Origin of the sequence: Ktedonosporobacter rubrisoli (genome assembly GCF_004208415.1) — a bacterium.
In the GTDB taxonomy this organism is placed as follows: domain Bacteria; phylum Chloroflexota; class Ktedonobacteria; order Ktedonobacterales; family Ktedonobacteraceae; genus Ktedonosporobacter; species Ktedonosporobacter rubrisoli.
On sequence record NZ_CP035758.1, the window covers coordinates 2,212,577 to 2,234,145 of the forward strand.

The 21,569-nt window shown below is 51.0% G+C and carries 20 protein-coding genes and 1 pseudogene; 6 read left to right on the forward strand and 15 right to left on the reverse strand.

Annotated elements, in window-relative coordinates; all coding sequences use genetic code 11:
* Positions 1-1,158: 1,158 nt before the first annotated feature.
* The 7 genes from EPA93_RS10175 to EPA93_RS10205 form a co-directional block, all read right to left on the reverse strand.
* Positions 1,159-2,298, reverse strand: a complete 1,140-nt coding sequence (locus tag EPA93_RS10175) for a methyltransferase domain-containing protein (RefSeq protein WP_165423007.1) — start codon at positions 2,296-2,298, stop codon at positions 1,159-1,161.
* 1,348 nt (positions 2,299-3,646) lie between these two features.
* Positions 3,647-3,853: a glycine-rich domain-containing protein gene (locus EPA93_RS10180; RefSeq protein WP_129887061.1), complete on the reverse strand. Its 207-nt coding sequence runs from the start codon at positions 3,851-3,853 to the stop codon at positions 3,647-3,649.
* 44 nt (positions 3,854-3,897) lie between these two features.
* Positions 3,898-4,608 carry a hypothetical protein gene (locus EPA93_RS10185; protein WP_129887063.1) on the reverse strand — a complete coding sequence of 237 codons (711 nt, stop codon included), beginning with the start codon at positions 4,606-4,608 and terminating at the stop codon, positions 3,898-3,900.
* Between the two features lie 18 nt (positions 4,609-4,626).
* A complete protein-coding gene (locus EPA93_RS10190; RefSeq protein WP_129887065.1) occupies positions 4,627-4,881 on the reverse strand; it encodes a hypothetical protein in 255 nt (84 codons plus the stop codon).
* The gene (locus tag EPA93_RS10195; protein ID WP_129887067.1) at positions 4,878-5,315 is read right to left on the reverse strand and encodes a hypothetical protein; all 438 of its coding nucleotides are present in this window, start codon (positions 5,313-5,315) and stop codon (positions 4,878-4,880) included. Before EPA93_RS10195 ends, EPA93_RS10190 begins: the two co-directional genes overlap by 4 nt.
* Before the next feature lie 19 nt (positions 5,316-5,334).
* Positions 5,335-6,225 carry a class I SAM-dependent methyltransferase gene (locus EPA93_RS10200; RefSeq protein ID WP_165423008.1) on the reverse strand — a complete coding sequence of 297 codons (891 nt, stop codon included), beginning with the start codon at positions 6,223-6,225 and terminating at the stop codon, positions 5,335-5,337.
* A gap of 76 nt (positions 6,226-6,301) precedes the next feature.
* Complete coding sequence (locus tag EPA93_RS10205; protein WP_129887071.1) at positions 6,302-6,517, reverse strand: hypothetical protein; 216 nt, start codon at positions 6,515-6,517, stop codon at positions 6,302-6,304.
* A gap of 375 nt (positions 6,518-6,892) precedes the next feature.
* On the opposite strand from EPA93_RS10205, the gene EPA93_RS10210 reads away from it, so the two are divergent.
* Together EPA93_RS10210 and EPA93_RS10215 are read left to right on the forward strand one after the other, a co-directional pair.
* Positions 6,893-7,951 carry a hypothetical protein gene (locus EPA93_RS10210; protein WP_129887073.1) on the forward strand — a complete coding sequence of 353 codons (1,059 nt, stop codon included), beginning with the start codon at positions 6,893-6,895 and terminating at the stop codon, positions 7,949-7,951.
* Positions 7,952-8,058: 107 nt separating this feature from the next.
* Positions 8,059-8,499: a hypothetical protein gene (locus EPA93_RS10215; RefSeq protein ID WP_129887075.1), complete on the forward strand. Its 441-nt coding sequence runs from the start codon at positions 8,059-8,061 to the stop codon at positions 8,497-8,499.
* 92 nt (positions 8,500-8,591) lie between these two features.
* Here the strand turns inward: EPA93_RS10215 and EPA93_RS10220 are convergent, their stop codons facing one another.
* From EPA93_RS10220 to EPA93_RS10245, 7 genes and pseudogenes are all read right to left on the reverse strand, one after another.
* The gene (locus EPA93_RS10220; RefSeq protein ID WP_277988795.1) at positions 8,592-9,506 is read right to left on the reverse strand and encodes a DMT family transporter; all 915 of its coding nucleotides are present in this window, start codon (positions 9,504-9,506) and stop codon (positions 8,592-8,594) included.
* A gap of 327 nt (positions 9,507-9,833) precedes the next feature.
* Positions 9,834-10,667: an SDR family oxidoreductase gene (locus EPA93_RS10225; RefSeq protein ID WP_129887079.1), complete on the reverse strand. Its 834-nt coding sequence runs from the start codon at positions 10,665-10,667 to the stop codon at positions 9,834-9,836.
* Positions 10,668-10,980: 313 nt separating this feature from the next.
* Positions 10,981-12,102: a hypothetical protein gene (locus EPA93_RS10230; RefSeq protein WP_129887081.1), complete on the reverse strand. Its 1,122-nt coding sequence runs from the start codon at positions 12,100-12,102 to the stop codon at positions 10,981-10,983.
* Between the two features lie 501 nt (positions 12,103-12,603).
* Positions 12,604-13,146, reverse strand: a complete 543-nt coding sequence (locus EPA93_RS10235) for a hypothetical protein (protein ID WP_129887083.1) — start codon at positions 13,144-13,146, stop codon at positions 12,604-12,606.
* Between the two features lie 15 nt (positions 13,147-13,161).
* Positions 13,162-13,548: a transposase gene (locus EPA93_RS49600; RefSeq protein WP_242527493.1), complete on the reverse strand. Its 387-nt coding sequence runs from the start codon at positions 13,546-13,548 to the stop codon at positions 13,162-13,164.
* Between the two features lie 99 nt (positions 13,549-13,647).
* A pseudogene (locus EPA93_RS49605) lies at positions 13,648-13,905 on the reverse strand (LLM class flavin-dependent oxidoreductase); the annotation flags it as partial.
* 237 nt (positions 13,906-14,142) lie between these two features.
* Positions 14,143-15,072, reverse strand: coding sequence for an aldo/keto reductase (locus tag EPA93_RS10245; protein WP_129887086.1), 930 nt, complete (start codon positions 15,070-15,072; stop codon positions 14,143-14,145).
* Positions 15,073-15,750: 678 nt separating this feature from the next.
* Here EPA93_RS10245 and EPA93_RS10250 point away from each other — a divergent pair.
* From EPA93_RS10250 to EPA93_RS10260, 3 genes are all read left to right on the forward strand, one after another.
* The gene (locus EPA93_RS10250; protein ID WP_207229501.1) at positions 15,751-17,259 is read left to right on the forward strand and encodes a sugar ABC transporter ATP-binding protein; all 1,509 of its coding nucleotides are present in this window, start codon (positions 15,751-15,753) and stop codon (positions 17,257-17,259) included.
* Complete coding sequence (locus EPA93_RS10255) at positions 17,256-18,290, forward strand: ABC transporter permease (RefSeq protein ID WP_129887088.1); 1,035 nt, start codon at positions 17,256-17,258, stop codon at positions 18,288-18,290. The genes EPA93_RS10250 and EPA93_RS10255 overlap by 4 nt, the downstream gene beginning before the upstream one ends.
* Positions 18,291-18,415: 125 nt before the next feature.
* Positions 18,416-19,450, forward strand: a complete 1,035-nt coding sequence (locus tag EPA93_RS10260; protein ID WP_129887090.1) for an ABC transporter substrate-binding protein — start codon at positions 18,416-18,418, stop codon at positions 19,448-19,450.
* 224 nt (positions 19,451-19,674) lie between these two features.
* Here EPA93_RS10260 and EPA93_RS10265 read toward each other — a convergent pair whose 3' ends face one another.
* Positions 19,675-20,385 (reverse strand): SAM-dependent methyltransferase, encoded by a 711-nt coding sequence (locus tag EPA93_RS10265; protein WP_165423009.1) that lies wholly within the window; start codon positions 20,383-20,385, stop codon positions 19,675-19,677.
* A 248-nt stretch (positions 20,386-20,633) separates the two neighbouring features.
* Between EPA93_RS10265 and EPA93_RS10270 the strand changes: the two genes are divergently transcribed.
* Positions 20,634-21,557: a CPBP family intramembrane glutamic endopeptidase gene (locus EPA93_RS10270; RefSeq protein WP_129887094.1), complete on the forward strand. Its 924-nt coding sequence runs from the start codon at positions 20,634-20,636 to the stop codon at positions 21,555-21,557.
* The last annotated feature ends 12 nt before the right edge of the window (positions 21,558-21,569 follow it).

The window sequence follows — 21,569 nt, forward strand, 5'->3', positions numbered from 1 at the left end:
AAGCCAAATAGGTATGATTACTTCGAGAAGAGTCTGGTATAGAGGAGATCCAAAAAAGCACTTTTTGGGCGATGCTCGCAAATATAGACAACAGCCCGCTCTCCATGCTATAGTAGAGCAGGGCAGTCAGAAGGGAAAGAAGAACCCGGCAGGGATTGTAACTGTACGTAACTATAAGCGCCAGGCCATATAGAAAAGTCAGAAGGGAAAGAAGAACCCGGCAGGAATTGTAACTGACGTCTGATACTTCGGGTATCTCAAGTGCTAAAGTCAGAAGGGAAAGAGGAGCCCGGCAGGGATTGTAACTTACAGTAACGGCCTATAACTGGAAGGATCTTTGAGAGGTCAAAAGGGAAAGAGGAGCCCGACAGGGATTGTAACCTTCGTAGAACTCTTCCTTAGCGCGCTGATAATCCTCGTCAAAAGGGAAAGAAGAGCCCGGCAGGGATTGTAACCAAGCAAGGCGGCCATGCCAACGTACCCATCGGCGTCAGAAGGGAAAGAGGAGCCCGACAGGGATTGTAACCTTCTTTCCCATTTCACTAATGCTTTCTCTTGTCGTCAAAAGGGAAAGAGGAGCCCGACAGGGATTGTAACCTGCCTTTCTTGAAAGAAATGAACTACGCTGTAGATATGTCGGAAGGGAAAGAGGAGCCCGGCAGGGATTGGAACCAAGCGCATCATTCAGATTGGCTAGAGGCCGTATAAGGTCGGAAGGGAAAGAGGAGCCCGGCAGGGATTGTAACGTCCTACTTCCAAAGGTGCATTAACTCCCGTGTCAGAAGGGAAAGAAGAACCCAGCAGGAGTGGAACAGTGTGCCAGTCGTGCTGGCTGACCGTCGCCGGATCAGTTCAAAAGGGAAAGAGGAGCCCGGCAGGGATTGGAAGTTTCCTATAGTCAAAAGGGGAAGAGGAGACCGAGAGGTAGGGCTTTCCAGTTCAAAAAAGGGATTGTTAAGGGCGAGCCCTTAACCGAGGGGACCCTCTCCGGGGGAGAGGTAATGGGGCTCGCGCCCCAGCGTTATCTTTCCCAACCCGATAACAGCGAGGTGGGAAGAGGAGAACCCGGCGGGGACTGTAAGACCAGGATTATCATTAAAGTTTACTCTAGATGGATGCTATCAAAAAGGGAACCAAAACATTTTCATGTAAGAAGGGCTAGATAGGGAGAGAAAAGACCTGATCATCCACCTCTATCAAAGTTTGTACCTCCTCAATCGTCACCTGAAAACGATCAAGCGCAGGAGCGCCGAGCTGCTCAAATACCCTCATAGCCTGCCTGACACCATTTAGCAGATCCTCAGCATCACGATAGGCATAGACAGTCCCAGCGCCGAGGACCTGTATAGCCGTCTCTCCAGAGCGATCATTCAGCAAATACATTTTCGGTTGCTCATCTCCCTCTTGCCAACGATAATGGCTGCTCACCGTTGGTACCAGGCAGTGCAACAACAAGGCAAAGCCGGCCTGTTTCAGTAGCGCTTCCAGATCGCCAGCCAGCTCCACCTCAGCGCGTGGTAACTCATTGTACTTCTTCCAGCGCATCCCTTGCCTGGACGCGGGCTCCTCTCCATGTTGGCGCATCGGCATATAACGCACGTCCTCAAGCGGCAAAAATGAGCCCTTGAGCGTTTGGGTACCTACCTGTTTCACCCGAATAATCGGACTTACCAGTTCAAGCAGGATATTGGCAACCAGAAGTGCCCCGGGCCTCAACTGAGCCAGCCAGCAGCGTGGCACTCGATGTAATCCACATGTTGCTATCACCCGCTCATAGGGAGCCAGAGGAGCATAGCCCTCGTAGCCATCGGCAACCGTAGCGATGACATTCTCGCTGCCTGCCTGGAATAAATGACGCTTTGCCTCCTCTACAAGCCCATCGTCAATATCAATGCTCACCACCGTACCAGACTTGCCCACTAATCTGCCCATCAGAGCCGCGTTGTAGCCAGTTCCCGTCCCAATCTCCAATATTCGTTGTCCCTCTTGCAGATCAAGAGCCTCCAATTGAAGCACCATGACCGAAGGTTGCGAGCTCGAACTACTGGGCATGCCGCGACGATCGATCTGCGTCACGAGCGGCTCATCTCGATAGATTTGCGTATGGCTGGCCTGCACAAGATCCCATTCAAGCTTGCTCCCCTTCTGTTTATAGTACTGCGACACAAAAACATGCCGAGGCACCATGAGAAATGCTTCTCTCACTGGCTCTTGCAAGGCCCTTCCAAGCTGCTGCTCTATCTCCTGCACGAGCTGGGCACACTCTGCTATTGTCTCAGAAACGGCGCTGGATTCCATGCACATCTCCTTCATTCAGCGGTAAATATCTTTTAGATAACTATACCATGTGTTATTCATTAATCTTGCCAAAAGCGTATAGTAAGGAATAATTTTCATATATCTACATTATCTCTTACCTTCCCTACTACCAAACATTGCGCCTTATCCCAAAGCATGCCCACCTCTAAATGGAATTTTGCGCGAGCATGTACTGTGCCGGCATCTCTGAGCAGAGATACTCGCGCAGCCTGAGAAGCCGACCGATAACTATTGGTGCTAGAAAAGCCCAGCATAGAAGGGACCTAAAAACGTACTTTTGGGGCGATGCTCGCAAATATAGACATAGACCCGCCCAGCATGCTATAGTAGAGCAGGGCAGTCAAAAGGGAAAGAGGAGCCCGGCAGGGATTGTAACAATAGATATTGCGGAAACAACTGCTTCCGCAAGTTGTCAAAAGGGAAAGAGGAGCCCGGCAGGGATTGTAACATCCGGCGTCATGAGTGGGCACTGTCCCCATGAGGTGTCAAAAGGGAAAGAGGAGCCCGGCAGGGATTGTAACCTTCGTAGAGCTCTTCCTTAGCGCGCTGATAATCCTCGTCAAAAAGGAAAGAAGAGCCCGGCAGGGATTGTAACTGATCGTCACTGTAAAGACCCGTCCGCGTGGCTGCTTATGTCAGAAGGGAAAGAGGAGCCCGGCAGGGATTGTAACTCCTGGATCACATCTCCTACTGAAGTACCACGCAAGGTCGGAAGGGAAAGAGGAGCCCGGCAGGGATTGGAACATCGCTTAAAGCGGCGGAGCGCTTGGCGAAAGCGGGTCAGAAGGGAAAGAAGAACCCGGCAAGGATTGGAACAGTAGTTTTTCCCGCCACATATGCGTGCAGCAATTTGAGTCAGAAGGGAAAGAGGAGCCGGCAGGGATTGTAACATAAGTAATAGAGTGGTACGACATCGGTGCCCTTGACGTCAGAAGGGGAAGAAGAACCCGGCAGGGATTGTAACTTTCGGAGGGCTTCAACCTCCGACACAGGTCATCTAAAGTCAGAAGGGAAAGAGGAACCCGGCAGGGATTGTAACCCAATGATATGAATCTTGTTGGACATGAGAACTTTACTCGTCAAAGGGGGAAGAGGGACCCGGTAGGGATTGTAACAGCATGAGCAACGTTTCGGGACCAGCTTCATAGGAATGTCAAAAGGGAAAGAGGGACCCGGCAGGGATTGGAACAAGCCGTGTGTCATGTTCGCACGAAAGGCGCGGCGTACGTCAAAAAGGAAAGAAGAACCCAGCAGGAGTTGGAAGCTTCATATAGTCATAGAAGAGGAACCCGAGAGGGGAGCTTTCCATTTTACAAAATAGGGATTGTTAAGGGCTCGCCCTTAAAATGTGGGCATGCCACAGCCTGTCAATATCTTTGCTCAACATGCCAACGCGATAGTTTGCAATGAGAGCTAGAAACTTTTGATATTCTGGAAGTAGGCGTTGATAATCCTCTTCTGAAACTCCATACTCTTTCTGCGCTACTCTGCCAACTTCTTTCCAATGGTCCCAGCACTGGATTCTCTGTAACATTTCCTGGCTTCTTGTAAGAGTTTGCATGATCAAGCTTCCTTTCATCAGACTGGATAAACTTCGAACGAGTGAAGTAGATTACCGGCATTTTCCCATGATGGCAAAGGAACTACGCGCAGATCGCCGTGTCGCGCAGCTATCTCACTTGCCCCGAAAGCGACAATAACCAGGCGCCGTTTGAGATCCTCCGCAATATGTGCAATTTTTGGGTATTCTCCAGCTGCAATCAAGGTGTATGCCTCAAGCAACTCCTGCCAACAATCATCGATAAAGGCTATCTGCTCCTCCTCTTCCCTGGCCACGCTGGCTAATTTATGAATAAAGCTCTGGCAAAACACCACGTCATCGGGGTAAGGAAACTTATTCTCGGCTAACCAGGCTCTCGTTGTCTCCTGTATACTCTGGTTGAGTTGAGCATCCGTATCACTTTTTCTAATGGTGTAATAGCGCACAGCTCCCACCTGCGCTAATTGCTGCATTCCACTTACAGCTTTGGGCATGGGCCTGGCATCACGCATTCCCTCAATCGAGCTACGATACTGATGGATAAGCGCCCGCCACCTATCCTCATGAGCTTGACGATAGGAAAGTACTTCAGGGAGCTGCATTAAAGCCTTCCCACTGCATACACCTTCCAGAGAAAAAGAAAGTCCTAATTGTTCTTTGCACATACGCGCAAGCGTTTCTCTGACCTCCTCTTGTGTCCAATCAAGTGTTCCGGCAATCGTTCCATCAACATCACAAACAAATAACACTACTACCCTCCTGCTTTTCTATATACTATACTCTTGAAGCCTCATCATTAAGGCATCTTTCCTCTTGCACCACTCCTGGGACACAGTTTCCCCTTTCTCAAGCTGCCCCATGAGCTCAATACAATCCTTGTACAGTTTGAGCACCTCATTATAGAGGAGCTCAACTACAGCTTGCTGCTGCGCCCTTCTAATAATCTCATCTTCGTATAGTTTCCACTCGCGTTCGACATCGTTAAGTCCCCGCAAAACATTTTCAAGCGGTAAATCTCTCACCACACACCTCCTGTCTCACTTCGTACTAACATTTCCCTCTCAAACCTTCCCCCTTCTAACGCCACAAGATAATGCCCTCCGGTCTGCTCCCAAAGCTCATAGGTACGGTTCCAGGCTTCGTAGAGGCTGTTAAAGATCCCTTCCTCTCCCAGAGGCACATACATCTCTCTTTTCCGCCTCCAGATGACCCAACTACAGCTTGCCTGGATCTTCTGGCGAATCTTTATGAATGCTGCGTTTTTCATTTCTCCTCTTGCCCTGGCCCACTGAACAAGAGCCAGGAGAACATCATTAGCATCTCCCCTACGTCCGCTAACTTCTGCAATTGCTGCCAGAGCGGTAAGGTAGGTTTCGCTGTGGACACAAGTACTGCTTTGCTGCGCCTGTTCAAGCTCTTGCTCCGCCCAGGCTCGTAGATCCTCCAATGAAATCATGTAACTTCCCTCCGTCCACTTATTTCTTTCCATATGCGACATAGATGTTATTGCTTGTGTGATACTTCGCCCACTCCTGGGGAACTTTGGCCAGAGCTAACTCGATCTCCTGGAGGGGGATACCGAGTTGTGCACTGACCAGTCCTTTTACCGCGTGAAAGCCTGCAAAGACATCCTTGCCCCACAACTCTCCCTCGTGCCCAGCCCAGGAACCTAGCGGGCATGGGATTGTGCGAAAGAAGACTTGATGGGCTCCTGCCTCCTCTAACCAGCGCCCAATCTGGGCAATGGCTGATGGATCTATACCACGTGCTCTCAACGCCTCGCGTACCCAGCCAAGGAAGCGCTCTGTTTGTGGCCCTGGATTGCTAAATCCATCCCCGGCTTCCACAAGCTCTACCCAGCCACCAGAACGCGTTACGCGCAACAGCTCCTTGATCTCCCAGGGCCAGGCTTGCGCCGGAAGCGCCGCCACTAAGAGGCGTTGATGGGTATAATCAAAGCTCTCTTCAGCAAAGGGTAGCCCGTGAAGAATATTGCCTTGAACAAAGCGACAATTGGAAGCAACGGGTCCGTGGGGCAGAGCAAATTCGGTGTCGAGCCCACAGATGCGCGCCTGAGGGAATTGCCGGGCCATCTCAAGCATCCAGTAGCCCGGCCCACAGCCGACATCCAGCATATCGCCAACGCGCTCAAGCGGAGCGTGATAATTGCCACCTAAGAGGGTCTTAAAGACATAATGTTGATAGTGCAAGCGGTCCTTTTCCTGCAGATCTTTGGGAAGCGCGTAGGGAATATCTTCTCGCCAGCGTCGCCCACCCTTGACGGAGGTGAGAGGGAGCGGACCCGGCTCCCAATGGGTTGGCACATTCTGTACCCTGGATCGTCTGAAGAAGCGAAATAGGTGCATTACCATCCCTTCCAATCACTAAAAACATGCTTCACATACTATCCCTAAATTGACCATGCCATCCTGAGAGGAACCTTTATTCCATTGTCTCTACATAGATGCTAGCTACTATCTCTGCCGCTCGCTGCTCTCCCACGATCTGGGCGAGCTGACCTTGCGAAGTTCCAAGCTGATTATATTTGTGCTGAATCATTTCGTGTTTGCCCGTTATAGCATAGCCACTCACAGCATGCTTCATAGCCTCACATTCCAGTGTGATTTGTTGTTTGAGCCTTGCTACTTCACTTTTCATGTGCAATTCCTTGACATAATGTAACTTCTAATGCCATACTTAATACGACAAGCAAAGGAGGTGTGTAAAGCTTCAAAGTACTTGTTTCTAGAATGAGGATACTACGCCTGTCTGAGCTTTTTTTGTTTTTTATAAAAAATTTGCTCAGTAGACAGGCGTAGGCAGCTTGGTATATCATACATCTTGAATACTGCCCTACAATATAGAGGAGAAGTTGTTATGCAAGGGGCGAACCAAGCATCCTCTGATGTGCAAGCGTCTTTAGGGGCGCTCATTCTGGAGGCAAGGAAAGCAAAGGGTTGGACGCGCCGCGATTTAGCGGCTTTGTACGGTAGGTTCTTCCATAGTGAACAGATAAGCGAGGATACAATACGCATGTGGGAAGAATACAATAAAGTTCCGAAGAGTCCAAAACGTCGTTACGTCTTAGCGCGCCTTCTAGATATCTCATTTGCTACTTTCGGTCTTGATGCGTTGGGGGGAGCCGGGCTTTCTCTTGAGGGAGTAGAAACAAACAGGGTGAATGTTCCCGCTGCAAGAGCCAGGCTACAAAAATTTAAACAGAAAAATCATACTGTGGGCATAGGAAATATGCTTGAGAATGTCATGGGAGTGATCTACGACATTCACGACGAGCTTCCCTATGCAACTGGCCAGCGGCAGAAAGAGTTGCTCCTTCTCTTATGTGATTTTCAACAATTTATCGCAGGGATATTTAGAGATCATAGCCAGTATGACCAGTCACTCACGTATCAGAACAAGGCTTATGCCATTGCCAAAAGCTTAAATGATAATGAAGTAAAATCTCTCGTATTGTGGAGGCGAGGGCTGACATACCATGAACAAGGAGATCTGGTAGCGGCAAGTAATGACCTCAGTAAAGCTCTCACTTTCAACTCATCCTCGGTGCTTTTAGAAGGGGGAATAAGAGCTTCTTTAGGCCACGTCCTGGCCCATGCTGCGACCGATAAAACAGACTTCTTAGAAGCGTTTAAGATGCTTGATAAGGCCGGCTCTCTCTTAGATGCTGCAAAAAAGGAGCCAGATCCCCATTTTATCAAGTTTAATACGGAAGGATATCAGCTCAATCGAGCCTCCTCGTGGATTGGTGTTCCGGCAAAGATGTTACGATCCTCTGAGAATGCCCTTCAAGAGGTTAGCCTGGTTCCGGTAGGTGTAGGAAGAAAAAGGCGCTATGCCTATAGTAGCTATCTTCAAGCAAGGGCGTGGTTTGATACGGGGGATTATCCATTGGCAACTAAATTAGCGCAAGACGCCTTAAATGTTGCTAGTGAAATCAAGTCCCACGTTAATGTCAACCGTATTCATCTCCTTTATGTCGATCTTCAGGCGACAAAGTATGGCAAGTCACAAGAGGTTGCAGCATTAGGGGCTGATCTCCTCAAAGCTCAACATCCAGAAATTTTTGCGTAAAATGTGGACAATAAAGTTCTATAGTGCTCGTTGGTATGGCTGCCAGATAATAAGGCTTATTGCTGAGCTAAAATCATCTGGCAGATATCTATCATGAGGGGCGCTTCTTGGATGATAAACAGTTACTTTTAGCGACTCTGCAAGAAGATTGGAAGCATGCCCACAAAGCTGAAGATAAGCGTCACATTATTGCAGCGCTTAATCTTATTCTTGCCACTGCATGCCAGATCGCCCTTGCTCTGCTGGGTTTTTCTCCTAGATTGCTCCCACTTACCCTCTGGCTTATCATCATAGGAATCTATGGTATTGCCGCTAGCTCAAAACTCTATGAACGTTCACAGTATCACAACATGCGCGCGAAAGAGGTACGTGGACAACTTGATCCAGAGTCAGTTGTAAATCAAAGTTATCAGGCAGCAGAAGAGAAACATAGAAAACATTATCCTGTCTTGATGCATATACGGCTGAACAATATTTGGCTGGGAATGCATGTAGTAGTAGCTCTCCTGGGCCTCATTTATACTGTGCTCTGCCTACGTGGGGCTTGAAGAAGATCTGTATTTGTCAATCAAGTTTCTTCATACAAAGCTAGCAGAAAAGTACGGGGATCGTTATGAAGTAAAATTGCTAGGTAAAAAGCTCAGCGATTACTATGCATCTGCCTTCCTATTGCGTGAGCCACAATAACAGCTCCGCTAATAGCAACCGCTCCTACAACAGTCTGCCATGTAAGCTGTTCTCCTAACAGGACGATAGCCAGGACAATGGAGATAACTGGCTCAAAGTAGAAGTAGATAGTCACTCTTGATGCATCCATCTGGCTCAGCGCGGCATTATACGCAAAATATGCGAGAGCTGAGCAACCAACGGCGAGAAAAAGTATGGCTGCCCATTGCACCTTGCTTAAATAGATGATTACGCGCCAGTCGGATGGATGAAGTAAGGAGAGGAAGAGGAGACCAATTGCGCCACTTATCATTGTGCCTGCGGTCATCACCACGGGTGGAATGTCTTCTTGCATCCATTGTTTGCTCAAATGAGTATAGAGGGCAAAGAGGAACGTATTGACTACAAGGCAGAGAACCCCGAGAAAGAAGCCAGGGTGCAGTGCAGGCGGCTTCTGAAAACCAACAAGAGCTACTCCAAGAAATCCCAGAATCAAACACATCAGAAATAGCCATCCCCACCGTTCCTTACCAGTAATGCGGGCTAGCAAGGCTGTGAAGATGGGAATGAGGCCGATGCCCAGAACGGCAGAGATACTAGCATCCGTCTCTTGTATACCAATATATTGCAGCCAATAGTAGAGAGAAAACGCTAGCTGCCCAAGCAAGGCCATAACTAGCAAAGCACGCAAGGTAACATGGCGCTGTTTTAAGGCTCTCCACAGAGGAAAGAGGAAAAAGAGAGAGGCGATACTGAAACGTAGAGCAGCCAGCAGGAGAGGGCTAAGCGCAACGCCATTCTTTTCCGAAGTAAGAAGATAGCGCGCTGCCACATATGCGCCTCCCCAACATAGGAAAGCGAACCAAAAAGCTAGCGTTCGTTTCGTCACTATCTTTCTTTGTTCTCTTCTCTCGCGCTTTCAGGCATTTCAGCAGCGTCTTGAGCATTATCTGGCACTGCCTCGATCCAATCTCGACTATGGCCAGGTTTCCATAGTCAACTTATTTGCTAACTGCTTGCTCACTTACTCCTTGCCGTGAAGGATGCTGCTGAGGTTTCGGGAGTTTTAGATTTATACATATTTTTCAATCTTCAGTCAGCACCTTCCACAAGCAAAGTATAGCCAGCACGAATTGTAACGTCAACTGGCTTGTACGCGCTTCAAGCATCCTCCTCACACTTTTGATCGTCATGAGAGGTAATCTTGCGTTCCAAATCAGTTGTTGAAGTAGTGCTCTTCAAGGTCCGCGAGAAGTCCCAGGTGCAAAGGTCGCCACCCCAAAAGTTCCTGGGTCTGTGCTGAAGACCTCGGGAGGTCGAGCGCTACCAGGGCGCTGAGAGAGCTAAGAGAGCTAAAATGGGCGTCTGCCTCTTTGGGGGAAAGGCTGACCACAGGCAGGTTCAGGTGCCGGCCGATGACGCTGGCAATGTCGCGGAATGGCACTCCCTCCTCGCCAACTCCTTGAAGCTGTGAGCCCCCCGGGCCGCTTTCCAGGGCCAGGCGAAACAGGCGCGCCGCATCGAGGCGATGGATGGCCGGCCAGCGGTTAGATCCGTCGCCGACGTAGGCAGATGTGCCCCTCTCGCGGGCGATGCTGATCAGTCTAGGCATGAAGCCGCGCTTGTCGCCCTTGCCATGCACGAACGGGGAGAGCGTGACGATCGATGCTCGCACTCCAGCTAGGGAGAGCACTGTGTTATCCGATGCCTCCCCATTTAGATGAGCGGTGATCACGAACGGCTTACCTGTACCTTCGAGCGCCTTGCCCATCGTCTCGACGGCGTGTAGATCGGTGGTAAGCGCAGCCGCGAAGTCCGGGAGGTTTTGCCCAAATGCCAGGTGAATGATGCCATCCACCGCCGCCGCTGCGGTGCGCAGGCTGCCGAGATCGTCAAGGGTACCATGATGCACCTCGGCCCCAGATTCCTCCAGTGCCCTGGCACCATTATCCGAGCGGGTAAGGCCGACGACCTGATGCCCTGCGGCGAGAAGTTCGCTGACAACCGCTGAGCCAACGAATCCTGTTGCGCCAGTAACAAAAACTCTCATGGAAAATTCCTCCAATAAACATAGCATTAGACTTAAGGTTGGGTGGTTTGCCAATCTCATTGTCCGAACTTGACTTTTTATCGGTCAATGACAGACCGGATAGCAGAGCTAAAATGGCTAATTCGAGATGGGAGCCTTACGCATTTTTGATTCATAATTGGTGCCAATAGTATCGTTATCGAATTATCAAAAACAATTGAGTCGTCCGCTCGAATTTGTCCAAACAGAATCCTTTACAGCTTTTAACCATATCCTGGTTCTTACGCAACCGAGCTTCTTCAATTTCAATGAAGAGGCGGTGTCCAGACTTCTTCTATTGCTTGGTGAACAAACTGAGAAGCAATGGGAGGAGCGCGAGGAGGACAGGCAAGATCAAGAGAGTCACCAGGCCACGCAACTGCATGATCTCACTCGGCCATGTGGGGAAGCTGTCGTGAATTTGCTTGTAGCGTTTTTGCAGTGCACTTAGCCGCTCTGTCCCTTCGTTTATCGCTGCCGTATCACCCAGATCCCCCAACATTGTCTCATCAAGAGCGCGCTCATACTCAGCGGTGAGAGGGTGTAAGAGCTTATTACGAGCTTGTTCCATCGCTCGATGAGGTAAGATGAGCCAGGTTTCCAGAAGCAGCGTAGCTACAAGCAGATACAACAAAATGTCACCCACAAGAATGATTCTATCGACCCCCTGCGAAAGAATGCTTCCCCAACCAGCTATGCCGCAGCCTAATATGAGCATCAAGGGGAGAGTTGTCCACATGAAACGGTTAAAGAGGCCAAGTCCTCCAGAGCCATCCGGATGCAAAGGTTTGACCCGAATGGTGAAGGCACGAAACAAGCGCTGGGTGGTAATGGCTATCATCGCGAGCCATGCAATGACAAGAAGTGCGGCATAGTCTCCGACGAAGCTAATGAAGTTGCCACTGACTGTAAACCACAAAGGAATACCTATCCAGATAGGATGAACGAAAAAGAAAAAGAGTGGATTGGCTGTGGCGGCCAATATCGCCAGTACGGCCCACCAGCGGGAATGCATCCAGCGGACTTGCTTCTGCACAAACTCCGGATACGAGAGCGATCCTGGGAGATCTGTATGACCATCGTCAATGACCTTATGTGCCCAGAGGTGGTTGAAGAGGTCTGCCGCAGCGTCGGGCAGAGAGAGGTACGTTCCGGCAAAAGTGAGGAAAATAGCAGATAAAGCAAGGGCTTGGAGAGGTGAAGAAAAAAAGCTCGTATGCCACCCATTGGTGGCAAGGAGAAGCACTATCACAAGAATCGCAACTATTCCACATCCTGTCATGATCCACCAATTGTTGAGACGGAGTTTGACTTTGAGCAAGACCAGCAAAGGATCATAGAGGTGCGAAGGTTCAACGATCTTCTGGGAAAGAGAACCTTCGCGGATGGTTTGTTGGGGAGGCATCTGGATATCCATTTCATGATCTCCTGAAAAGTGAGCAACTTATCGAGGCATACAAATACCCTCCTTGACCATTTCAAGGAGAGATGTTCCAACAATCGGTCTCCTACGGAAGAACTCAATTTGCAGCTTCCAGTCAGAGTATATCATAGTGGAGCGATTTCCTTTTGAAGAAGCTCGGTTGCGTAAGAACCATATTTGAACCAATTGCAGTCCTCGTAGCCCATCCAGGAACTAACAAAACAGCTCATCTTTGTAGAGATGGACCGATGGAAACATTTCTGTCAAAAACTGCGCCAAAGTCACGCATATCCATCAAAAGCCGAGTAATACCACTTTCAGAGGCAGCTTTCAACTGGCTTCTCAAGCCTGTCCTTGGACGTGAAATGCGTCAAGAGAAAGGACTAGCCTGATGGATCTGGCCCACTTTTGGTGATTCAGGCTGCTTGCTGTAAGCGGCATATCTGGCAATCAAAAGATCTCTCAAAAGTCCAATGTTAAAGACGTCCAGAGGAGCTACATCGGCAGCTCTCCCCAGTGAATCTTACGTGCATGAAGAACCGATATGGGTCCTTGTACCATCACGTGGGGAATCCCCTGAAAGATCCCAACCAGCTTTTTTTGCTGGGCAAGGTAATCGTACCACGCCAGCGTTTCTGCTGGCACAGCATCCAGTTCGCAATAGGTGCTACGATCAAGCCAGTGGGCGTGTTCCTGACCAAGAGGGTTTCTGGGATATCCAACAACAGCTATTGGGACATCAGCAAGCGCTGAGAGAGGAATTTGCCAAAAGGCACGATCTGGTTGAACTGGAAAACCACGTTCACGCAGGGCCAGGTACACCAGATGAGGGTGGATTGGGCTACATTGCACCACATCATTCCAGAGGCAGTTGAGAAGGGGGATGACACGTTTAGGAAGGTCTTCCCGATTTGGATGATCCTGATATTTCAGGATCTCGCGCTCATAGATGTCAGGGTAAAGGTATTTTAAGGTGTTGAGAGGATAAAGGACTTCTCCGCGCATGTCAAGCGGATATTGATGGTAGAGAGCTAGCATAGGTTTCCTTTCATCCTACAGAGCATGCAGTACCCGTTGGCGCAGCAATGGGAACGATGCACGACCGTACCCCATGCGCTTAATCAGTTTCAATTTATTGACTTTCCCTTCGACGACTCCATTGCTTTGGGGAAGGGTGAGTCCTGCCATGACTTCCTCGTAGTCTCGCTGCAATCCTGCGGAAAAACGCTTGATGTGGCGGAAATGGCTTTCTTTTACCTGTTTCATCCAGTCATCTAGCCGCTGCCCCTCACGCTTGCGTAGGAGATGTCCAAAGGATTGAGCCAGATCATGTAAGGCGCAGAGTTCTGGGCTCGCCTGACACAAGGCAGAGAGATCTAATTGTTCCTCTGCTTTCAGATCTTCCCAGGGACGAACCAGGAGCCAGATCGCTTTTTGCATAGGAACCTGCTCAGCCACTCCAAGCGAAGGATTGGGGATTAGTACAGCATCTTGACGGAACGGTTCCACAAAGCGATACAGGAGGCGCTCGGAGAGTTGATCCAGGGTTGCTATCTCTCTGGCGAGCAACGCTGGATTGCGATAATCATTCACAAATACGAAGCTCCCAACACGCAAGGTAGTGGTGGCTGTGGCGGCTACCGCCATTGAGGTGAGCGCTGCTGTTGGCGTACTATCGGGCAGATGAAGAGTTGCATAGCCCAGCTCCTCTGCTCTCCGTGCCAGAGCGATCCATGCCGAACGAGATGAATTGCCACTGGCAGTGACAATACCGAAGCGAAACGGTTTTTTGCCCATAAAATTCCTTCTTTGCTAGAGTGAAGCCATGACTTGCGCATCAGTAGTGCTCTTATGACTGGACGGCGACCTCACCCGTTGTTCGTCGTGCTGCTTGATCTTGACCGGCCACCCAGTCGGTGTAAGAGGCAGAAATGTGCCAGGGGAGGCACACCGGCCGGGTTACCTTTGTCCTAAAAAAGACGGAACGCAACGAGGAATTGTGACAGATGGTAGAGCAAAATCAGCTAAATATCCTCAAACCTCGGCAAGCTCAGCCCATATTTCCTCCGGCAGCGAAAGTTGGGCCAGGTTGAGCGTCTCGGCAAGCCTTCTGGGGTGTGAGAGGCCGACGACTGTTGAGGCAATGCGCGGATCGCGCAGCGAGAATTGCAAGGCTGCCGCAGCCAGCGGAACCCCGTAGCGCTGACAAATTGCCTCCAATCGTCTGGCTCGTTCAAGCAGATCGGCCGGAGCCTCGCTATACATGTAGCGGGGGTAAGCGCTCGGCCCCTTAGCCAGCATCCCACTACCATAGGGAGCAGCGTTGATCGCGGCCACACCATGTTGCTGGCACACATCCCAGAAGGGAGCGGCCTCGGTATTGAGGAGGATATAGCGATTATGAGAGATAGCTACGCTGAAAAGGCCTGTTTGCACAAAGCGCGTCATCATAGCAATGGGGCCGCCCGCCACGCCCAGATGCGCAATCAAACCTTCCTCCTGGCAACGCTGCAGCGTCTCGACTGGCCCGCCTGGCGCCATCGCCTCCTCAAAAGTGATGTGCTCTGGATCGTGCAAAAATAGTAGCTGAATCTGCTCCAGACCCAGCAGGCGTAAACTACGCTCTACGCTGCGCCTCATTTGGGGACCGCTGAACTCGCCGGTGTGCAGGTCGCGATCGGCTTTGCTGGAGAGCACAATGCCCGGGGGCAAGCCACCAAGTTCGCGCAAAGCCATGCCTATGCGCCGTTCGCTTTCCCCATCTCCGTATGAAGCAGCTGTATCAAAAAAATTAATCGGGCTCTTAAAGAAGGCGCGCAATGTTTCAAGCGCTTGCTCTTCGGCAACAGAATAGGTGAAAGTTTCAGGCATGTTGCCTAGCGAAGCGCAACCAATACAAATAGAAGTTACTTCCAGGCCGGTCTTGCCTAACGGGCGACGAGGTAAAGGTACCGTTTGGTTCATGCATCATGCTCCTTTGTCCAAAATTGAGAAAATAAGGGTAGAGTGGGCCACCTGGTACGAAAACGATTTCTTACTTAGCATAAATATAGCCAGAGATTGAGAAGCGCTACTGCAGAAAGGGTAAACAGCCGAGCTGCGGTTTGTCAAGAGCGCGTTGCGGAAGAGAAGCGCCCTGACCTTGCTATTGAGCGCAAATAGGCATATAATGCTTGCTATAGACTATATGCGCCGTTCCTTAATGATAGGGCAGTATACAGATAGCCGCCTCGCTTAAATAGCGAGTTTCGTGAAAACGATTTTAGCAGCGAGAAGCCGTTTTTCTTGTAGAACGTCGGCAAATGCACTTGTCTTAGCTACGGAGGACCAATCGCATGTATTATTTAACTCTTCTATGGAGAAACGCGTCAACCTGCGTAACCTCTTATCCACGCGTTTGCTCTATACTAACGCCCATTTTCTACTCTTCTCAGAGCGCCCATACCTATAGGCCAGTTCCAGGCTCTTAAGCAGCCTGGAATATGAATTTGCTTGGGAAGGTGGACGCTTTCCCCTAAGCTTGAGGATTGGAATAGATAGATCAACTCTTTAAATGCACAGAGAGTAAGAATGGCAGGAAAATACCTTATAATATTCCCTGCAAATTGTCGATCTTAGACTAGTAGGGTAGGAGAAGATGACGTGCTATCATCTCAGCAAGTGCCATTAGTGTGCTTACGCGGGATCTCAAAGCAGTTTCCAGGTGTACAGGCCGTTAATAATGTGGACCTGGAGATTTATCCCGGCGAGGTGCATGTTGTTGCGGGCGAGAATGGCGCTGGCAAATCTACGCTTATGAAGCTGCTCTCTCAGGTTGAGCGACCCAGCGCCGGAACCATTACCATCGAGGGCAAGCCAATCCATTTTCACGGACCGCGCTATGCGCAAAGCCTTGGTATAGCCATGGTTTATCAAGAGTTTGCTCTGGCTCCTCATCTCACGGTTGCGCAAAATATGTTTCTTGGTCGCGAGCCTATGAAAATGGGCTTGATCGACCAGGCGACCGAGATTCAGCAGGCGCGCACGCTGCTTAAGCGCGTGGGTTTGCAGCTTGATCCCCGTCAGCTAGTTTCTACGCTTTCGGTGGCCGAGCAACAACTTGTGGAGATCGCCAAAGCCCTGGCGATTGAGGCCAGGCTGGTGATTATGGATGAGCCAACCGCGACGCTGACCGGCCAGGAGATCGAGGATCTCTTCAGGGTAATTAGCCAGCTTACGGAAAATGGCATTGCGATCCTCTATATTTCGCACCGCCTTGATGAGATCTTTCGCATTGCCGATCGCATTACGGTGATGCGCGATGGCAGTGTTGTAGCGACGCTGCCTCGGGCCGAGGTTGACGAGCCGAAGCTCATAAAATTAATGGTTGGGCGCGAGCTGGCAAATCTCTATCCCAAGCCGGAAACGCACATTGGTGAGGTCATCTTGCGTGTCGAGGGCTTTTCGCGGGCGCGCGTGCTGCATAATTGTTCGTTTGAGGTGCGCGCCGGAGAAATTCTTGGCTTTGCCGGCCTGGTTGGAGCCGGGCGCACAGAGCTGGCCCGCGCCGTCTTTGGCGCTGATCCTATCGATGCCGGCACGCTGTATCTGGCTGGTAAACGCGTTAAGGTAAAGAAGCCGGCCCGCGCGATTGAGCTAGGGATAGGCTATTTGACCGAGGATCGCAAGAACAATGGCCTTGCCATGAATCTTGGCGTTGACAAGAATATTACCCTGGCCCGTCTGCCAATGTTTGGCGGAATGCTTGATCTGCGCCGCGAACGACGCATAGCTCTGCAGGCGCGCGATAGCTTGCGTATTCGTACGCCATCCATCCGGCAGCGCGTCGAGTTGCTTTCGGGCGGAAATCAGCAAAAAGTTGTGGTTGCTCGCTGGCTAGAAACCAGTGCACGGGTGCTCTTCTTTGATGAGCCCTCGCGCGGCATCGACGTAAGGGCTAAGGCCGAGATGTTCGAGCTGATCGGCAAGCTCGCGCAAGAAGGGCGGGCCATTGTCATGATCTCTTCATACCTGCCGGAGCTGCTCAATATGTGTGATCGCATTCTGGTTATGCGTGAGGGACGCGTGGCGGGTATCGTGGAGCGCGAACGCTTCTCGGAAGAGCTTATCATTGCGCTGGCAACGGGTGCGCAGGAGGACAAAATAGCATGAAAGATACGGCAAGAGAGGCCCATGACGCAGAGGGCAGGCAGAGCAGCGCGGAAAGAGGAATCGTCAGGCGCACGATGGGGGTTCGCCTGGCAGATGCAGCGGCTCAACTGGCTGCCGCTGGCGCCCTGATTATCGTGAGCCTCTGCCTCTCGCTGGTCTCACCAGTATTTCTTACCTTCAACAACCTCTTTAATATTGTCGCGCAAACTGCCGTAACCGCAGTCATCGCCATTGGCATGACCTTTGTCATTATCACAGCTGGCATTGATCTCTCAGTTGGCTCGACAGCGGCGCTGGGCGGTATGCTGGGAACCTTGATGATGTCCCATACCGGCCTCAGCTGGCCCCTGGCTGTGGTGGGAGGCGCGCTGATCGGAGGCGTAATCGGTCTGGGTAATGGTCTGCTGATCACGGGAGCTGGCTTAAATCCGTTCATTGCGACTCTGGGCATGATGAGTGTGGCCCGTGGCCTGACCTATCTTACGACTAACGCGGTCGGCGTGTATGGGCTGCCCGGCGATTTCGGTTTGCTCGGACAAGGGCTCATTGATAACATCCCGATCCCGTTGGTCATTCTGGTGATCGTGGCTATCCTGGCCCACTTGCTCTTAACGCGCACGCGCCTGGGGCGCTATACCTACGCCATTGGCTCGAATCAAGAAGCGGCGCGGCTCTCTGGCATTCCCATTGGCCGATATCTTATCGCTATTTATGTGCTGCAAGGCTTGCTGGCCGGCTTTGCTGGTATGATTGCTTCCTCGCGCGTGGTCTCGGGACAGCCTAACTTTGGCGTAGGCCTGGAACTTGACGTAATCGCGGCTACAGTTATTGGTGGGGCCAGCTTATTTGGCGGACAGGGGACCATTATTGGTACGTTGATCGGCGCCTTTCTTATCGCGGTAATCCGCAATGGTTGTGTGCTGCTCAACATTAATCTCTATTATCAGGATGTGATCAGCGGAGCCGTGATCTGGCTGGCTGTCTACTGGGATCAGTTCCGGCGCAAGAAGCTGGCTACCGCGTCACAATAAGTCTGGTGTTGGCCACGCTGCAGCAAGTATAGCGGCGACGGCCAGGTTTCCTAACGGGGATGGCGTATCCCTTTTCATGATTATTTTATGTGGATCGTGTCATAGCAGGTAAAAAGGAGCGTGCAATGCGGCGAGAAATTTCGTATAAGCTTATCCTTGTCCCTGCGCTCTTGCTGGCTCTGTTGCTGGCAGGTTGTGGACAGGTAACGACGGTGCAGCCCTCCGCTGGCACCGGCAGCGGTAATGGTGGCAATGCCGCTAACGGGCCGATCAAAATAGCCGTGGTGCCTAAAGCCGTGGGTTTTGATTATTGGGAACAGGTGCATAAGGGCGCTACGTGTGCGGCTTCCAAGCAAAAGAATGTGACAATGCAGTGGGATGGCGTGACCGCTGAGACCGATGTGACCGGACAGGTAAATCTGCTGACAAACTTCATCACACAGGGAGTGAATGGGCTGGTCTACGCAGCTACCGATGCCAAGGCGCTTACCCAGGTGACAAACCAGGCGCTTAACGCCAAGATCAAAGTGGTGAATATCGACTCCGGCACGGAGCCCCAGCCGGCAAATGTGCCTCTCTTTGCCACCGATAACCAGGCTTCGGCGGTCAAGGCTGCTGACTTGCTAGCGCAATCGCTTGGCGGCAAGGGCAAAATTGCCTTTATTCCCTTCCTGGCCGGTTCTGCTACCAATGATCAGCGCGCGGCAGGCTTTAAGCAAGGGCTGGCCAAATATCCCGGCTTGCAGCTCGTCGCGGAACAGTATAGCCAGAGCGATGCCAATACTGCGCTACGCGTCACCCAGGATATCTTGAGCGCTCACCCTGATATTACTGGCATCTTTGCCGCCAATGAGCCCGGCGTTATCGGAGCGGCACAGGCTGTGCAGCGCGCTGGCAAGGCTGGTAAGATCGTGATCATTGGCTGGGATGCGGCCCCGGATGAGATCAAGGGCGTGCAGGATGGCGTTATTTCTGCTCTTGTCGTGCAGAATCCCTTTAAGATGGGCTATGATGGCTTGAATGCGGCTGTGCAGATGGTACGCATCGGCGCCCAGGTCAAGAGCGAGGATACCGGCGTGACCTTTGTCAAGAAAGACAATCTTAACGATCCTAAAGTGCAGGCCGTCCTAAAGCCAAGCTGCGAGAACCCACCTTTATAAACGGGCTTAGCGTATAGGCTGCTAATTGCTCCCCGACGAGACTTTTCTGGCCGGGGAGCTTATTGTTTTATGTAAAGTATCCGTAAAAATGTGGGTCCTCTCTCTTTTCCCACGCGATGTGTAACGAGCTGCTAAGCCATAACGAGGGGAAATAAAATGTGCTTCTTGGAGAAGGAGAACAAAACGCTTTCTCTCAAGGATTGACATGTTCATGTGGAAATGCTCTAGCCTGCCAGTACCAACTTTACAAAATAACTTAACGCATCCCCAAGAGGATGAGCTATCGTGCTACTCTCGCCCGCTCGGAAGATATTTCCATCAATTGCAAATAGCTCTACAGTGAGCCCTGTTCCCTCGATCAGCAGTAGGAAATCGGCAGGGGTGTAGCAACGGGCGGTTTGGGTAATTAACTGACTTTTGTCTCCAATTGGCCACCAATGATCAAGTAAGCGGCCGCCGATGGGATCGAAGTCATATCCTCGCATCAGATCACGTTCTTCATCCCGTTCTTCTGTTCCTGCCCGGCGTATCCACCACCAGGGATTGAAGACATCCATGAGCACGCATCCTTTAGGTGCTAACCAATCTTCTGCCATACGTCGGAGAAGTCGCCGATTGTCTGCATCAGTACCCATGCCGAAGCTGTCCCAGTGACAGATCAGATCAAATGGTTCAGGGAAATTGAGTGCATAGTAATCGCCTTCGATGATGGTAAGTTGACCCTGCCGCGCTTCCTGGGCAAGCTCTCTAGCAAAGGAGGCACGAAGCGGGCTTAACTCGATAGCAATGACGCTATGTCCAAGATCAGCCATAGCTGCTGCCGTGCCACCAGCCCCTGCACCTAATTCCAGAATGCGTTTCTTGCCTGCGCCGCTGTAGCGCTCAATAGAGGCAGCCCTTGCCCGATGAGAAGCGAATATACCAGTGGGACCCATCCACTCGCTTCTTTTTGTATAAAATGGTTCTATCCAGTCCATTGCTGCTCCAGTGGTTTTCTTTCAGATCATGTTCTTCTTTTGCACCGTTGATTCTATCACAATGCAGGCCTATGCTACAAAAGGGCTCTAATTATGGGTCATTTACCCCATTTCATTATCCGCGTATCTACTCTATACTGTCTCTTTAAGCTCCTATTCCAGGTGCGTAAGCGGAGAAAATCAGTATATCAAGGATTCGTACGATTATGGCATTGCAAGAAGATGAACACTTCTCTGTCAGCTCAACACCTACAGACAGAAGTAAAGAAGTAATCAATGGATTTGATAGCGTGAAGCGAGCCAGGCGTAGTCTGCTGCTTTTCTTTCTCATCTTGCTAATAATCTCGCTATTTTCTGAAAGTCTAACTATCATCTCGCAAGATATATTCAGCATACTTTTTCTGATGTGGACGCCGGCGCTGGCCTCTCTGGCAACGCGCCTGATCTTACGCGAAGGCTTTGCTGATATCTCTTTTCGTTTGAAAGGGACGGAGACAATTAAAGCCCTTGGCCTGGCTGTGCTTGTTCCTGCCGCGATTGGCGTGCTTGCCTATGGTGTGGCCTGGCTGGCAGGCCTGGCTCACGTCGGTGCGTTTCATCCCTCGGACAGCCTGGCGGCTTTTATTGCTCTACCCGGTAGCACCCCGTTTCCTGTGACGCTTCTGCTAATTTTGCTCTACCTGACTGTTGTTGAAGTGATGACGTCAGCAGGCGAAGAAATAGGCTGGCGGGGCTATATGCTAACGCGTTTAATCGCGGCTGGCGCGCCTCGACCGGTTCTGCTGAGCGGCCTGATCTGGTCGCTCTGGCACTGGCCGCTGATTCTCTTTGGACCCTCAATTGCTGGCTTACCGCAGATTGTGAGCGCGGGCGTTTTCCTGCTCACAATTACAGCTCTGGGCACCGTCAGCGCCTATCTACGCCTTGCCACGGGCAGTATCTGGCCCGCCATTCTATTGCACGCAGCCTGGAATAGCTTGCTTGTGGAGCTGCTAGATTCATTCACGCAGGGCTCGTCGCTCTGGACCGGCGAGTCAGGTGTACTTGTGGCCCTGGCAACTATCCTGGTGGCGCTGGCCGTTAGCAATTTTTATTGGCAGCGCAAAAAGCCGACCGCGCTTGTCGCTTGAGCCGAATATCTT